The sequence below is a fragment of the Shewanella sp. AC91-MNA-CIBAN-0169 genome, from assembly GCF_040310165.1.
Classification (GTDB): domain Bacteria; phylum Pseudomonadota; class Gammaproteobacteria; order Enterobacterales; family Shewanellaceae; genus Shewanella.
In genome coordinates this window covers 17,880-32,845 of the sequence record NZ_JBEOPM010000024.1, presented here as the reverse complement: position 1 = coordinate 32,845, position 14,966 = coordinate 17,880, and the positions used below count along the sequence as shown (strand labels likewise).

General features: G+C 41.0%; 14 protein-coding genes. 8 read left to right on the top strand and 6 right to left on the bottom strand.

What is annotated here, in order from left to right; translation table 11 throughout:
- The first annotated feature begins 81 nt into the window (after window positions 1–81).
- The 4 genes from AAEY98_RS17700 to AAEY98_RS17685 all read left to right on the top strand — a co-directional run bounded on the left by AAEY98_RS17700 (window position 82) and on the right by AAEY98_RS17685 (window position 2,627).
- Window positions 82–744, top strand: coding sequence for a response regulator transcription factor (locus tag AAEY98_RS17700; RefSeq protein WP_162023232.1), 663 nt, complete (start codon window positions 82–84; stop codon window positions 742–744).
- Window positions 745–850: 106 nt separating this feature from the next.
- Window positions 851–1,975: a M14 family metallopeptidase gene (locus tag AAEY98_RS17695; protein ID WP_162023231.1), complete on the top strand. Its 1,125-nt coding sequence runs from the start codon at window positions 851–853 to the stop codon at window positions 1,973–1,975.
- A 56-nt stretch (window positions 1,976–2,031) separates the two neighbouring features.
- A complete protein-coding gene (locus AAEY98_RS17690) occupies window positions 2,032–2,349 on the top strand; it encodes a zinc ribbon domain-containing protein (protein ID WP_101087064.1) in 318 nt (105 codons plus the stop codon).
- Window positions 2,346–2,627 carry a YeaC family protein gene (locus AAEY98_RS17685; protein WP_101087065.1) on the top strand — a complete coding sequence of 94 codons (282 nt, stop codon included), beginning with the start codon at window positions 2,346–2,348 and terminating at the stop codon, window positions 2,625–2,627. The genes AAEY98_RS17690 and AAEY98_RS17685 overlap by 4 nt, the downstream gene beginning before the upstream one ends.
- Window positions 2,628–2,763: 136 nt before the next feature.
- Here the strand turns inward: AAEY98_RS17685 and ansA are convergent, their stop codons facing one another.
- Window positions 2,764–3,777: an asparaginase gene (gene ansA, locus AAEY98_RS17680; protein WP_101087066.1), complete on the bottom strand. Its 1,014-nt coding sequence runs from the start codon at window positions 3,775–3,777 to the stop codon at window positions 2,764–2,766.
- 131 nt (window positions 3,778–3,908) lie between these two features.
- Window positions 3,909–5,753 carry a signal peptide peptidase SppA gene (gene sppA, locus AAEY98_RS17675; RefSeq protein ID WP_101087067.1) on the bottom strand — a complete coding sequence of 615 codons (1,845 nt, stop codon included), beginning with the start codon at window positions 5,751–5,753 and terminating at the stop codon, window positions 3,909–3,911.
- A gap of 163 nt (window positions 5,754–5,916) precedes the next feature.
- Between sppA and AAEY98_RS17670 the strand changes: the two genes are divergently transcribed.
- Complete coding sequence (locus tag AAEY98_RS17670) at window positions 5,917–7,932, top strand: oxidoreductase (protein WP_101087068.1); 2,016 nt, start codon at window positions 5,917–5,919, stop codon at window positions 7,930–7,932.
- A 154-nt stretch (window positions 7,933–8,086) separates the two neighbouring features.
- On the opposite strand, the gene yghU is transcribed toward AAEY98_RS17670, so the two are convergent.
- Both yghU and AAEY98_RS17660 read right to left on the bottom strand, forming a co-directional pair.
- The gene (yghU, locus tag AAEY98_RS17665) at window positions 8,087–8,956 is read right to left on the bottom strand and encodes a glutathione-dependent disulfide-bond oxidoreductase (protein WP_101087069.1); all 870 of its coding nucleotides are present in this window, start codon (window positions 8,954–8,956) and stop codon (window positions 8,087–8,089) included.
- A gap of 152 nt (window positions 8,957–9,108) precedes the next feature.
- Window positions 9,109–9,783, bottom strand: a complete 675-nt coding sequence (locus AAEY98_RS17660) for a haloacid dehalogenase type II (RefSeq protein WP_242445141.1) — start codon at window positions 9,781–9,783, stop codon at window positions 9,109–9,111.
- Window positions 9,784–10,071: 288 nt separating this feature from the next.
- Between AAEY98_RS17660 and AAEY98_RS17655 the strand changes: the two genes are divergently transcribed.
- Complete coding sequence (locus AAEY98_RS17655) at window positions 10,072–10,365, top strand: hypothetical protein (RefSeq protein WP_101087071.1); 294 nt, start codon at window positions 10,072–10,074, stop codon at window positions 10,363–10,365.
- A 188-nt stretch (window positions 10,366–10,553) separates the two neighbouring features.
- On the opposite strand, the gene AAEY98_RS17650 is transcribed toward AAEY98_RS17655, so the two are convergent.
- On the bottom strand, window positions 10,554–10,880 hold the full coding sequence (locus AAEY98_RS17650; RefSeq protein ID WP_101087072.1) for an EF-hand domain-containing protein: 327 nt from the start codon (window positions 10,878–10,880) through the stop codon (window positions 10,554–10,556).
- Between the two features lie 466 nt (window positions 10,881–11,346).
- Window positions 11,347–12,210: a PA4780 family RIO1-like protein kinase gene (locus AAEY98_RS17645; RefSeq protein WP_101087073.1), complete on the bottom strand. Its 864-nt coding sequence runs from the start codon at window positions 12,208–12,210 to the stop codon at window positions 11,347–11,349.
- Window positions 12,211–12,795: 585 nt separating this feature from the next.
- On the opposite strand from AAEY98_RS17645, the gene AAEY98_RS17640 reads away from it, so the two are divergent.
- Together AAEY98_RS17640 and AAEY98_RS17635 are read left to right on the top strand one after the other, a co-directional pair.
- Window positions 12,796–13,944 carry a BamA/TamA family outer membrane protein gene (locus AAEY98_RS17640; protein WP_192115000.1) on the top strand — a complete coding sequence of 383 codons (1,149 nt, stop codon included), beginning with the start codon at window positions 12,796–12,798 and terminating at the stop codon, window positions 13,942–13,944.
- A 16-nt stretch (window positions 13,945–13,960) separates the two neighbouring features.
- Window positions 13,961–14,773, top strand: a complete 813-nt coding sequence (locus AAEY98_RS17635) for a hypothetical protein (RefSeq protein ID WP_502959504.1) — start codon at window positions 13,961–13,963, stop codon at window positions 14,771–14,773.
- Window positions 14,774–14,966 lie beyond the last annotated feature (193 nt).

Below are 14,966 nucleotides of genomic sequence, written 5' to 3'. Positions count from 1 at the left end.
GCTACAGGGTCGATTAAATCTGGTTTTGGCTAAATCAGTATGATAATCTTAATGGTAATCGTTATCATTAAGTAGCTGAGCATGAAGAATATCCTATTCATTGAACATACCCTTTCCGATAAAAGTGACGTAACTCGACAGCTAAATGAGCAGGGCTACAGTGTTCATCGGGTTAATAATGCCTTTGATGCGTTGATCCAAATGGAAACTGAGCAGCTTGAAGCCATATTATTAGATTTTTCGGTTCCCAAAATGGAGTCATTTTGGCTGCTCGTTGCACGACAAACCCGAACGCCTATTATTGTATTAGCAGAGAGTAACAGCGAACTGGAGCGCATTAATGCGCTAGAGTTAGGCGCCGACGATTATCTCACTCGACCGATTAATATCCGCGAATTGCAGTTACGTCTTAATGTACTCCATCGACGCACCCAAGCACCAATTAATGACGCGGTTAATGACTATATTGGCTTTGATGATACCTGCTATACCATTAGTTTTGCAGAAAAGTCGCTAGTGTTGACCCAAACGGAATATCGGTTATTTAAATATTTGTTTGATAGACAAGGTGAAGTGGTCACCAAAGAAGAGCTGCAACTACGGGTATTACACAAAGAACTTGGACGTTTTGACCGTAATTTAGACATGCATATCAGTAATACACGCCGTAAATTAGTTAAACGCAATTTACCACGCGAATTGATTAATACCGTTCGCGGTCAAGGTTACAGCTTTAGCTTTTAATGGTTCACACCTATTGCCGCATTTGATAAGCTATGGCGCATAAAATAAGGCTGATACCAATCGTTATTAAGCCCAAAATAAGCGCAAGCACATAAAGGATAATCTAATGCGGATTACAGCAAACTTTGACGGCGGCAATATTGACGTCATTAACCTAGACAAACATGACGATATACAGCTCGCCATTCGTCCCGATTTTGGTGGTGAGTTTTATCAATGGTTTAACTTCCGTTTAGAAGGGGAAGTCGGCCAGACATATACCCTTAACATCCTCAATGCAGGTAGTGCCTCTTATCCAGCTGGCTGGGACGATTATCAAGCAGTGGCCAGTTATGACCGCCAATCGTGGTTCAGATTACCAACTCAGTATGTCGACGGAAAATTAACCATCCAGGCTGAGCTAGATTGTGAAGCCATTCAAATAGCTTATTTTGCACCGTACAGCTACGAACGTCATTTAGATTTGATCAGTGAAGTGCAATTACATCCTGCTGTGAGTCTTGAGCACCTTGGGTTAACCCTTGATGGTCGCGACATGACCTTGCTAAAAATTGGTGATGCTAACCCAGATAAAAAGAATATTTGGATTACTGCGCGTCAACATCCGGGTGAAACGATGGCTGAATGGCTAGTTGAAGGTTTGTTAAATCAATTGCTTGATAGTGATTGTCCAACATCTAAAGCCTTATTAGACAAAGCCAATTTTTATATTGTGCCAAACATGAATCCTGATGGCAGCGCACGCGGCCATTTACGGACTAATGCTGTTGGTACTAACTTAAATCGCGAATGGCAAACACCGAGCTTAGAGAAAAGCCCTGAAGTGTATTATGTCGTTAATAAAATGCATCAAACTGGTGTTGATTTATTTTACGATGTGCACGGCGATGAAGGCCTGCCTTATGTGTTCCTTGCCGGTTGTGAAGGGGTGCCAAGCTACAACGATAAGATGGCTCAATTACAGCAGCAATTTCTCAGTGCATTGACCATTGCCAGTGCGGATTTCCAAACAGAGTTTGGTTACGATAAAGATGAGCCAGGCAAAGCTAATTTAACGGTAGGTTCTAATTGGGTTGCTAATACGTTCAGTTGTTTATCGAACACCTTAGAAATGCCATTTAAAGACAATGCCAATTTAGCCGATCCATTTGTGGGCTGGTCTCCAGAGCGTTGCGTATATTTAGGTGAAGCGTCTTTAGTTGCGATGTTAGCTGTGGTTGATAATTTATAATCGCGACAGTACGCGGTAATTTTTATCTTCAGATAATCAAGCAGGTAGAATGAATTATGGCCTTAGTTGCATGTCCTAAATGTCAAAAGCGAATTTCAAGTTTGGCTAAGCAATGTGAGCATTGTAAAACCGATTTGAGTGGTAATACTGAGTCATTAATGATTATCAGTCACATTGAGCGTTCAAATAGCTTAATGACTCAAAGCTTTATTTTTTTGACATTATTTATCGCAGGAGTTGTGGTGTGGTTTTGGGGAGGAGAGCCTGCACAGGGGTTAACTTCTTATATCGCGATCGCAAGTTTTGTTATTGGTTTTACGGGTTATCTTGTTACCCGAGTCAGAATAGTGTTACATAAACGGAAATCAGTATGAACGATATCAATAAAGTCATTGATGAAATGCCTGAAGAAGTATACCTGCGTTTATTGTCTGCGTCTGAGTTAGGTAAGTGGGATGATGGTACAGTATTAACTCAGCCACAGCGTGAATCGACTTTGCAAGTAGTGATGTTGTATCAAGCACGTAAGCTGCAGCAAACTGAACATTTTACCATCGCAGCCGGTGGTAACATTAATGAGCTGTCTAAATCAGAGCTGAAAAAACAGTTTAAAGGTGAGCCCATCGCCGAGTTTAAAGAAGCTGATTTGTAATTATCTGATAATAAATAATATTTGTTATCAATAATGGATATTATAACATCAAAAAATGCGAGCTCATTAGCTCGCATTTTTATTTAGCTGTTATCTGATTAGTACAATAACCCCGTAACAGTATCAATAACCTAAACTAGTCCGTTGTCAGTTCACCAACAAGGTTTTGCTGCATACGTTGCTTAATTTGCGCCGACGTTAATCCAATAGACAACAAATAATGCAATTTAGCTAACGCCGCTTCAATGGTCATATCAGCACCACTTATTACCCCAGCTTGTGCTAAAGCATTACCTGTAGCATAACCGCGCATATTGACCTTACCCTGGAAACACTGGGTCAAATTAACCAATATAATACCGCGTTCATCGGCTTGTTTAAGTGTATCAAGTAGCTTCTTATCTTGTGGTGCATTCCCCACGCCAAAGGTCAATAAAATCAGTGCTTTTACCGGTTGTTGTAAAATATTATTAAAAATGTCAGTGGAGATCCCTGGATAAAGTGTCACCACACCAACAGGTTGTGGACTAATTGTCACCACTTCTAAAGGCTCACCTGTTGGTTTGGTTATTTTCCCTGCTTTAAGGTTTATTTTAATGCCTGCCTCGAGCAACATAGGAAAATTAGGCGATGCAAACGCATCGAATCCGTCAGCATGGGCTTTGGTTGAGCGGTTACCACGAAACAGTTTGTTATTAAAAAATAAACAGACTTCTGCAACGGGGTAGTTGGCTGCAATATAAAGCGAATTGAGCAAGTTGGTTTGACCGTCTGAACGTAATTGAGCTAACGGAATTTGTGAACCAGTAACAATGACAGGTTTTGATAGACCTTGCAGCATAAATGACAATGCAGATGCGGTATAAGCCATGGTGTCTGTACCATGCAAAATAACGAAACCGTCATACTTTTCATAGTTGGCTTGAATATCATTAGCAATCAATTGCCAATCCGGCGGTGCCATATTGGATGAGTCAATTAATGGGCTGTATTCATGAATAACGAATTCAGGCATTTCTTCATGATAAAACTCAGGCATTGACTGCACACAATCGGTTAAGAACCCAGATACTGGCACAAAACCATTATCGGTCTTTTGCATCCCGATGGTACCGCCAGTATAGGCAACGTAAATGGAACGTTTTGTCATGTATGTAGGCTCTTCTTTAACAGCGATTGCAGATTGTGGAAATTATACGAGTTTATTTGTCGATCCCCAATAAAAAAGCCTGCTAAGCAGGCTTTTTTTGAATAATCTTCATATTGCGGTCATTTGAGTGATTAGTAATTACAGTTTTCGCAATACATATAGACATGATTAGGGTCATCAAACATCGACAATGTTTCAAATGCGCCAGCCCACTGCTTGGCAAAGCGCTCAATGAAACTGGTTTGACGAACACTGTCTGGAACATAAGCGGCAGTCGCACCCATGATTTGCTGCATCAGTTGTTGTTCAGCGCTAAGCTCTTGTTCAATCAATTTAACGTCGAACTTGTCCATTTTCGCTAAATCAGCAGCTTTGGCTAATGCCACATCCATATCACCTAGTTCATCAACTAGGCCTAAGGTGAGTGCGCGTTTACCAGTCCATACTCGGCCTTGAGCAATGTTGTCAACTTGCTCTAGTGTCATATGACGTTCTTTTGCTACCAGAGAAATAAACTCATGATAACCACGTTCAATATGGCGTTGTACAACAGCAGCCACTTGCGGATTTAATTCGCGTGCAGGCGATAATCCGGCCCAATCAGATGTTGCGACACCATCAGAGGTCACACCAAAATGATTCAGTGCTTGCTCAAACGTAGCAAACATACCGAAAATACCGATAGAACCCGTTAGGGTTGTTGGTGTTGCAACAATATAGTCGGCACTGGCTGATATCCAATATCCGCCAGATGCAGCAAGACTACCCATGCTAACAACCACAGGCTTACCTGCTGCTTTTAGGGCTAACACTTCTTGACGAATTTGTTCTGACGCAAATGCACTACCACCAGGGCTATCAACGCGAAGCACGACGGCTTTCACCTTATCGTCAAAGCGTGCTTTCATTAGCAATGCAGAGGTACTTTCACCGCCAATTTGTCCAGCAGGTTGTTTACCGTTAAGAATCGTGCCTTTAGCAACGATAACGGCAACTGCGTCTTTTTCAACAAAGCTAGGCATAGGTGCGGTTAACGCTCGGTAATCATTAAAGCTAATTTGCTTAAAGTTTTTACCTTCTTTATCACTGCCAACACGTTCAATCATCGCGACACGGAACGCATCAGCCGAAACCAGTTCGTCAACCCATTTCATGTTGACAGCCATTTGAGCACTGTCACCTTCAGCTTTATCAAGCTGAGCAAGGAATTCATCTGGAGTTAACACTAATTGATCTGGGGCTATTTGACGGTTACTGGCCACAATAGTTGAATAACTTTGCCAAATATCGTTTAACAATACTTTACTGGCGACTTTATCGGCATCAGACATATCGTCACGAATAAAGGGCTCTACAGCTGATTTAAAGGTTCCCACTCGAAATACGTGAGTGGTAATTTTGAGTTTTTCGAGTGCAGCCTTGTAATATAAGCGATAACGGCTTAAGCCATCAAGCGCTACCATACCTTGGTTGTTAAGGTATATTTTGTCTGCAAAGCTGGCTAAAAAATATTGGTTTTGATCATAACCATTGGCCATAGCGATAACTGACTTATTGGCGGCTTTAAACTGGGTTAATGCTTCACCTATAGCGGTCATTTTACTAATACCGGCATCACGAAGATCCGCTAAGTCCAGTACTATACTGTTAATGCGGGCGTCTTGAGTCGCATTATTAATAGTATAAAGTACATCGGCTAATAGAATTTCACCTTCTGGATCATTCGCTTGCCCTTGGCTAAATGCCATTTCTATTGGGTCTACATAATGTTTTTGGTCCACTATGCTCCCAGACAAGTTCAGCACTAATGCTGATTGATCTTCGACGACAATTTCATCTTCGCTGTTGAGAAGTACTACAGCGATGACAGCCAACAAACCAAAAAATATAACGTTGATGATGAACTTACGGATACCGTTTACTGTATTCCATAACAGTAAAAACATCCTTTTTAAAAACGAGGGTTTAGCGGACATTTGCCACTCCTTTATCAGTCTAATGTAGTCATCCTAACTGAAAATCAATAAAAATGTGAAATTCAATTGTAAAGGTTTTTAACAAACGAGCGTTTAAATGATTGAGCAAACTTTACTGTCGGGGTATGCTGGTTTAAATCACTTGTTTAAAAAGGATGTTTGAATGTCGTTTCCACACTTATTAGAACCTTTAGATCTCGGCTTTACACAGCTGAAAAACCGCGTGTTGATGGGCTCAATGCACACGGGGTTAGAAGAAGAAAAAGGCGGATTTGAGAAACTGGCAGCTTTTTATAAAGAGCGTGCTCAAGGTGGCGTCGGGTTAATCGTTACTGGCGGTATCGCACCTAATTTACGTGGCCGTTTAGCGCCACATGCCTGCCAATTAAGCTTTTCTTGGCAAGTGGGTAAACATAAAATAGTTACCGATGCTGTGCATGAAGCGGGCGGTAAAATCTGTATGCAAATCTTGCATGCGGGTCGTTATAGCTATCATCCTTTTAGCTTAGCGCCGAGCAAAGTAAAATCGCCCATTACCCCGTTCACTCCCTCTGCGATGTCTGCTCGTCAAGTACGCTCGACGATTAAAGACTACGCTACCAGCGCGGCATTGGCGAAAAGAGCTGGTTATGATGGCGTTGAAGTCATGGGCTCTGAAGGCTATTTGATCAATCAATTTATCAGTTCGCGCACCAATAAACGTACCGATGAATGGGGCGGCAGTTATGACAATCGGGTTAAGTTTCCGATTGAAATCGTTAACGCTATTCGTCAGAAAGTAGGCAGTGACTTTATTATTGTGTTCCGTTTGTCGATGCTCGACTTAGTCGACAATGGCTCAACGTGGGATGAAGTGGTTCAGCTGGCAAAATCGCTTGAACAAGCCGGTGTGAGTATTATTAATACCGGTATTGGTTGGCATGAAGCACGTGTACCGACGATTTCGACCAGTGTACCGCGTGGTGCTTTTTCTTGGGTAACAGAAAAGCTCAAAAAAGAAGTCAAGATTCCGTTAATTGCCACCAACCGAATTAATACCCCAGAAATTGGCGAGGCGATTATTGCATCAGGTCAAGCTGATATGGTATCGATGGCCCGGCCATTTTTAGCAGATGCAGAGTTTGTGAATAAAGCGGCAGCTAATACCCCAGAGTTGATTAATACCTGCATTGGTTGTAACCAAGCTTGTTTGGACCATACTTTTGCGATGAAGCGGGCAACCTGTTTGGTTAATCCCCGTGCTTGTTATGAAACCGAAATTAATTTTACCCCAACAACCAGTAAAAAACGTATCGCTGTTATGGGCGCCGGTCCTGCGGGAATGGCGTTCTCGGTATACGCAGCGTCGCGTGGACATGAAGTGGTATTGTTTGAAGCCAAGTCTGAAGTCGGTGGTCAGTTTAATTTAGCGCGTAAAATCCCGGGTAAAGAAGAGTTTAGTGAAACTATTCGATATTTCATTAACCAAATTAAACTGCATAACGTTGAACTGCGTCTAAACACTAAATTGGATGCGGCAGTGCTGGCCAATGAGAAATTTGATGAAGTGGTCATCGCCGCTGGTGTGGTACCACGAGCGTTGGATTTACCGGGTTTTGATAATCCTAAAGTGGTCGATTACCAACAAGTATTAACGGGCCAAGTTGAAATGGGTAAAACGGTAGCATTAATTGGTGCTGGCGGTATTGGTTTTGATATGGCGCATTTCTTATGCGAATTAGAATCGAGCACTTTGCAACCGGATAAATGGTTAAAACAGTGGGGCATTGATAAAACCTATCAGAATGCTGGCGGGTTAACTGAAGAAGCCGAACATATTCCTGGTCGTGAAGTGTATTTATTGCAACGTAAAACTACCAAAATGGGCAAAGGTTTAGGTAAAACTACTGGCTGGATCCATCGCAGCGTGTTGAAGCAACATCAAGTGCATATGAAAACCGGCGTAATCTACGAAAAGTTTGATGAACAAGGCCTTCACATTAAAATAGGTGAACAATCTGAAATTCTTGCTGTAGATAATGTGGTGTTGTGTGCCGGACAAATGTCGAATCGCAGTTTGGTTGATGAAATGAAAGCCACTGGATTACCTGTACATTTAATTGGTGGAGTCGATGTGGCGGCTGAATTAGATGCCAAACGCGCTATTCGCCAAGGTGCAGAACTTGCGATGAGTATTTAATTGTCACAGACGTCTGGCTTGAAATAACGTTCACAATTTGCGTTGTTTCGGCCTCTGATGCGTCAATATAAAAAGCCTTCTGTAATGCAGAAGGCTTTTTAGTATCCCAATAAAATAAGTCAGGATACAATCGCGCCAAACTTTAGCGGCTGACTTATTTTACTGTGCTAGGACGCAGTTTTAGAACCTTATCAATATCTTCAGCGCAATGACGCTCAGGAACTTGTTCCCATTCTTCGCCCCAAGAGCGATTGATGATACGACCACGTTGGACCCCTTCACGAGTTTCAAGCAATTTAGCCCAACGAACAACATTGGTATAAGTCTCTACTTCTAGGAATTCGGCAGCCTCATATAAATTGCCTAATACTAAGTTGCCATACCAAGGCCAAATAGCAATATCTGCAATGCTATATTCTTCACCAGCAATAAAGGTGTTTTTTGCCAGTTGTTTATCTAGCACATCTAACTGGCGTTTAACTTCCATAGCAAAGCGATTAATTGGATATTCCTGCTTTTCATCGGCATAAGCATAGAAGTGACCGAAGCCGCCACCGAGGAATGGCGCTGAACCTTGGGCCCAGAACAACCAGTTAAATGTTTGCGTTCTGGCTTTGCCATCTTTAGGGAGGAATTGGTTAAACTTCTCTGCTAGATGAACCAAAATTGAAGCAGATTCAAACACGTTTTCGTCTTCATTAGCTGATTTATCCAATAAAGCAGGAATTTTTGAGTTTGGATTAACGGCAACGAACCCTGACGAGAATTGATCCTTTTCCCCGATGTTAATCAGATAAGCATCATATTCAGCTTCTTTAATGCCTAAGGCCAGTAGCTCTTCTAACATGATAGTTACTTTTTGCCCGTTTGGTGTGCCAAGAGAGTAGAGTTGCAAAGCATGCTCTCCGACAGGCAGCACTTTATCAAATCTTGCACCTGACTCAGGGCTATTAATGTTCGCCCACTTATTAGCGCCATTGTTATTATTTTGCCACACTTTAGGCGGGGTATATTGGTTAGTCATAAAATATCCTTGTACAACCTGTTAGCAGGTTAAGTAAATTGATAATGCGCTTAGCACAATGTTGTTAGTGTAGCGTGTAAAGCTTTAATGTATTAGCATCAACGCGTATGAGTTATGCTTATATTGTTTAAATACAGCATGTGAGTTATTTATTACAGGGCATCCAGTTGTTCACTTAATTCGATTAAACTACTGGCGGTTATGTCTGGTTCAATGCCCCACGGGTCAAATATTTTTTTACTGTCTCTTTTGATCCAAGCCGTATTCAGTCCGGCGGCTTTTGCACCAATAACATCCCATGGATTACTCGACACCATCCAACAATGATTGAGGTCAGATTGGGTGCGAGTCATTAAATAATGGTAAACGGCGGGGTTAGGTTTAAACGTCTTTAGGTCATCAACACTGATAACGTCATGGAGCTGCGGTAAAACGCCTGAATTTTGCATAAGCGTACGAACCGCAACTTCAGGTCCATTTGAAAAAGCGGCGAGGGTATGACCTTGATTGCGCAGTAACGCTAGCCCAGGAATGACATCATCAAAAGCCGTGAGTTGACTAAATTTCGCCAGTAAATCTTGTTGTTCGCTGTTTGACAGTGTGACGTTGAAAACAGACAAACAATATTGTAAAGCTTGCTGGGTACACACACCAAAATCTTCATATTGCTGCATTAAGCCACGACGAAACGCATATTCGACTTTTTTATCGTGCCATAATTGACCAAATGCTTGTGCCTTGTCGCCAATCAATTGCTGCAGATGCTGGCCCATATCCACTGGATCCACTAATGTGCCGTAAACATCAAATCCAATCATTTTATGCATGTTCATTGTTCCATTTGGGTTATGAGCCAAGTGCTTAAGCTCTTTATCATTTGATATACTTGCCAATAAGTTCTATTTGTAGCGAGTTAGCGTGCTCATAATGTGAGCCATGAGTTACTATAAACTAACTATATCATTCGTTCAATTACTATTTTGAACGAACGTTCCAAATGGTGTGAGTTATTAAATGATATTAGCTTGCTCTGCAATATTGGCTCTCAAGGAAAACTTTGATGTAGAGTTAATTCATTGTATTATATTGATAAAATTTATTGAAGGTAATGTTAAATGGAGTGTCCTCGTTGTAAGGGTATCTTTGCCCGTAAAGCGCTTAAACAAGTCCGTAAAGGTAAACATGGGGTTGAAACACAGTGCCCTAAATGTGATCAATGGTTGATGTTCGAGCCTAAAATGATGATGACCAAAAATATTGGCTTATTCATTTTGTTGGTATTCAGTGTGGCTAACTTCTTCATCGACAACACTGATTATCGCTTAATATGCTCGTTTTTAGGTTTTGCTGGTGCTTGTATTGCTTTTTATGGCGTATTTAAAAGTAAGCTTATTGCAGCGCAGGAGTAATGGGTAATGAGTAATGAGTAATTTTAGCGATGGTGTGGAAAAATAGCGCTATATCTTGCAGGTGTAGATACAACTAAGTCGTTTGCTATGCTATAGCGTATTTAAAAGAGAGGTGATGCTGATTACCTCTCTAAAGCGATGTTGATTATTATCCCGAGCTGAGATTATGTAGATATCCCAAACTGTGATTATTTAGAATTTCTCATCATTTCGTGATGAGATTGAAACTCTTCAGTATCAATAAACTTATTGTGGTCCAAATCGATACGCTCAAACATTTCATCACAATCCGATGCGTTTTTTAATAGTCGCCCTTCAGATTGATGCAATGCTTGCCTGGCTTTTTGAAAGCGTTCAAATTCCTCTTCAGATATCAATTTGTCTTGATTAGTATCAAAATCGGAAAATGCAGGCATCTGAGACATTCTCATCATTCCATTTTCATTTCCAATAACATTAGCTGACATAAAAATAGTCAGACAAACGAGTAATACTGATAGAACATAGCTACTCATAATATTCTCCTTGTTAACTTTCCAATATTATTATACGCCTATTTACCCATGTAAAAAACAAGGTTATATAAAGTGTGCAAATTGATCATATTACTTTTTAGCAAACATAACGATTCACTCATGACTATGTGGGAAAAAGCAATTGATTGAGGTTTAGCCAGTAATGAGACCATTGTGTTTGCTGACAAGAGGGTTAACTATCGCCTCAGAAATGTGCAGCGTTTAGGCAACCAGCGGTTATGGTTAACCCACTTGCTGCTTAATTAAAAAAAGCGGTTTAATTCGGTATTAACTCGGGGGGAATTCGCTGTCAACTTGAGTTAGCTTGGCGTTAATTAAAGGAGAAGGGCTAATTAAATAGGGAGACATTAACCTGACAATTTATTCGATAGCGTATTCGATCACTTATTCGATAATTTGTCGGAATGTCTCCCTAGGTGTTCACATGAGTGAATAAACGATCGATTTAATACTCGTCGCTGTTTGCATCACTCATGCGCTCGCGTCTTTCTTGGGCTTCTTCAAATGCAGCGTTAATTTCTTCTAATACAGAATCGACGTCAGCCGCTGTTGTGTCTTCTTCAAATAAACCGGTCAATTGTGTTTCCGGCGTTAATTCACCTTGTTCATACAAGGCCCACATTTCTTTAGCATATTTTGTTGCGGCTAATTCTGGGGCAAATTGAGAATAATAGTCTGTCATATTATTCACATCACGAAATAACATCGCTTTGGCATTATTGTTTGCTGATGCATCAACAGCTTGGGGCAGGTCAATGATAACCGGCCCATTCTGATCTACGAGCACGTTAAACTCTGATAAATCGCCATGAACAATACCTGCACATAACATTCGTACGACATAACCCATCATAACGTAATGCTGCGTTTGCGCTTGTTCAGCACTCATCTGAGTAACATCATTTAATCGAGGTGCAACATCACCATGAATATTGGTGATCAACTCCATCAATAGCACTCCATCAAAGCAGCCATAAGGCACTGGTACTCTAATTTTAGCGGCGGCGCATTTATATAACGCGTCGACCTCGGCATTCTGCCAAGCTTTTTCTTGTTCTTCACGACCGTATTTAGAACCTTTTTCCATGGCTCTACCACGACGACTGTTTTTGGTTTTTCGACCTTCTTGATATTGTGCTGCTTTTTTAAAACTGCGCTTAGTGGCTTCCTTATACACTTTGGCGCAGCGAATCGCATCGCCACATCTGATCATATAGACCGTAGCTTCTTTGCCACTCATGAGTTGGCTTATCACTTCATCGACGAGACCATCGTCAACCAGTGGTTGTAATCGTATAGGCGTTTTCATAGCGTCGTTATACCTTACTTGCGCGCTGGATGATATATCTAAGGAAATAATTTTTACTTGCTGATGGGCTACTGATTAAATGAGGCTCAATAGTACTGAATTTGTGCTTTGTAGACTCTTGTTTATTGGATAGAAATGCTGTAGCCGTTCAGCTAAATATAGTCGATTTTGATCCTTTTACCGAATGATATCGATGGGGTGAATGTTGAGTTATCACTAAAAAGAGCAGCCAAACGTGTTATATTAGCGGCCGTCATTTAGCGTAATGATATCAGTTACGCCTATAGATAAAAAGATTGCTGATGATACGCCTAAACTAACGTTAGGTATAAAGGCCATCATTTAACGCAGTATAATATCTTGTATTTAATGATGGAGAACTTCAGCAAGGCTTAAGTTCTTCTTCAGCCAGTATTGAGTGATGAGTAGGATAATCTTTTTTGATTTAGTTATTATTTGATTCTTATCTGAATCGGCTATTATTTGAAGCGATTATTGTCGATAACTCATTGAACAGTGATTCCAAAATTTGGCATGGAAGTCATCATGCGCGCCTATTTTTTTTAACATTTTAATAGAGTTTTTATGAAACGGACCTTACTTTTAACACTATTTGTTTTTTCTCACGCCGCAACCGCAGTTGAACCTTTATTTGAAACCCCCAAAGATATGCAACCAACATGGATTGATGACATTTTGTCGGTTTTTGGCGCGGATGGTGAATTCGATGACACTAAAGCTATTGATATGAGTTATTTACCTACGGCTTATTACACCCCAGAGAAAAAGTTTGGTGTGGGTTTACTTATGGTGGGGTTATACAAAACCGATAACGCATCAAGTGAGCAACAGCCTTCATCATTGGTGTTGAATTCATTTGCTTCTGTGAACAATTCTTATGGCGTCACGGTAGAAAATATGACGTTTTTAAATCAAGGTAAACAACGTTTGTTGCTTGACTTAGAACTGCATAATGAAGCTGCTGTTTATTATGGAATAGGGATTGAACAAGGCGACCAAGACCTTAATCATCATGAGTTCAAAGAACAACTGTATAGTTTTAAGCCGCGTTGGATGACCGAAGTCGCCAGTAACTATTTTATTGGTGTGGGTGCTGACTTTATTTATACCACGGCCGACAGCTTAGAATTAGTCGCAACAGAAGCTCCTGTGGATTCAAGTACGCTTCTGCCAGACAACTTTAGCTCAGGTGTTGTAGTAACCAGTATTTATGATTCAAGAGATTACCGTTTAAACGCAACAAAAGGCTGGTTATTTCAGGTTGATGCTGGATTATACCAAAATGACCAGTTCGATTCGTTTTCTACTTATAATATTGAATTAGCGAACTATATTGATTTAGGCTCGACACCGGGGTTAATCGCATGGCAAGTGCAAGGTCATCTAACCAGTGGCGATGTACCTTGGAATCTATTACCTGATCTTGGTGGCTCCGACGCGATGCGAGGTTACATTAGAGGCCGATATCGTGACGAGCAAATGATGATGGGGCAAGTTGAATATCGCTTACCAGTGTTCCAACGATATGGCATGGTATTTTGGGGCGCTGTTGGTAGTGTGGCACCTAAAGTGAGTGAGCTAACCGATACGCTATTAACGGCCTATGGCACAGGATTTCGATTCAAAATTAAAGACAATATTAATTTACGATTTGATGTAGGGGTCGGTGAAAATGAAACTAACTTCTACCTAAATGTGAATGAAGTCTTTTAAGGCGATACTATTGATGATGACAGTAATGTCGCGAGTGAAGCTTATGCTTATGATGACCGGGTGTCGTAACATCCGGATATCTGCGACAGCTTATGCTGTCGACTCGAGAATGATGATCATTGTGTGTTTGGTTAGTGGCTTATTGCAGAGTAATAGTGCCTTGGCCAGTGACATTCCACACAGTTGCCAGCGAAGCTTTAATTACGCTATTTATCTCAGTGGTCTACACACTGGTAAGATGAACCGTACTGAGAACTGGCAGGGTAAATCTGCTGTTATAACCTCAAAGAGTGAAGCCAGTATTTTAGGAATTGGCACTCAATATCAACAACGTACTGAGTTATCGTGGTCAAATAACCGCAATGAATGGCTAACCGATAGTTTTCATCAGCAGGTAACCGGTTTTCGCTCACGAGACATGCAAGCCACTTTTTACAATAATGGCCTTGAGTCACGAGTGGATGTTGATGGCGATATTGAGAATTATACCTCAAGCCAAATACCATTAAGGGATGTAGACACCTTAGCCATTCAAATACGCGAAAACTTGCTCGGTGGCCGACGTCAATTTGCGTTAATTAGGCAAGCTTCAGATGCAATTGAACCTTATCAATTTTATGTAAAGGACGAATTAACCGCTACCATCGCGTCTTTGGGGGAGATACAACTTATTCCGGTGGAGCAAACCGGGGCCGAAGAGGTGACGTACTACTTTGCACCAAGTATGAATTATCAACTGGTGAAAGCCCATTATCATGGGATGATTTTGCAAGGTGTTATTGAGCTAGAACATTATGTTTCATCTTGCGATACCATAACGGAGAGCTAACCTTACCTCGTGATAAGCAGCAAGTTCAGTACCGTTTACTTCATTAGGCTTATTGACGCGTCAATGAGCCTAATTTTCACGGTATTATTGCCATAAATGGACACTATAGAGAATTGATTTACTCGTTATGGGCGGTGGCTGACTCATCACTATTTATGCTAGTTATTTTAGCATTAGCCATTATCTACTCTAG

Bases quoted from the DNA above. Each gene is read 5' to 3' on its own strand.
- AAEY98_RS17695 (WP_162023231.1), top strand. From the start codon at position 851: ATGCGGATTACAGCAAACTTTGACGGCGGCAATATTGACGTCATTAAC.
- AAEY98_RS17640 (WP_192115000.1), top strand. From the start codon at position 12,796: ATGAAACGGACCTTACTTTTAACACTATTTGTTTTTTCTCACGCCGCA.
- AAEY98_RS17655 (WP_101087071.1), top strand. From the start codon at position 10,072: ATGGAGTGTCCTCGTTGTAAGGGTATCTTTGCCCGTAAAGCGCTTAAA.
- AAEY98_RS17635 (WP_502959504.1), top strand. From the start codon at position 13,961: ATGACAGTAATGTCGCGAGTGAAGCTTATGCTTATGATGACCGGGTGT.
- AAEY98_RS17650 (WP_101087072.1), bottom strand. From the start codon at position 10,880: ATGAGTAGCTATGTTCTATCAGTATTACTCGTTTGTCTGACTATTTTT.
- ansA (WP_101087066.1), bottom strand. From the start codon at position 3,777: ATGACAAAACGTTCCATTTACGTTGCCTATACTGGCGGTACCATCGGG.
- AAEY98_RS17670 (WP_101087068.1), top strand. From the start codon at position 5,917: ATGTCGTTTCCACACTTATTAGAACCTTTAGATCTCGGCTTTACACAG.
- yghU (WP_101087069.1), bottom strand. From the start codon at position 8,956: ATGACTAACCAATATACCCCGCCTAAAGTGTGGCAAAATAATAACAAT.
- AAEY98_RS17685 (WP_101087065.1), top strand. From the start codon at position 2,346: ATGAACGATATCAATAAAGTCATTGATGAAATGCCTGAAGAAGTATAC.
- AAEY98_RS17690 (WP_101087064.1), top strand. From the start codon at position 2,032: ATGGCCTTAGTTGCATGTCCTAAATGTCAAAAGCGAATTTCAAGTTTG.
- AAEY98_RS17645 (WP_101087073.1), bottom strand. From the start codon at position 12,210: ATGAAAACGCCTATACGATTACAACCACTGGTTGACGATGGTCTCGTC.
- AAEY98_RS17660 (WP_242445141.1), bottom strand. From the start codon at position 9,783: ATGCATAAAATGATTGGATTTGATGTTTACGGCACATTAGTGGATCCA.
- sppA (WP_101087067.1), bottom strand. From the start codon at position 5,753: ATGTCCGCTAAACCCTCGTTTTTAAAAAGGATGTTTTTACTGTTATGG.
- AAEY98_RS17700 (WP_162023232.1), top strand. From the start codon at position 82: ATGAAGAATATCCTATTCATTGAACATACCCTTTCCGATAAAAGTGAC.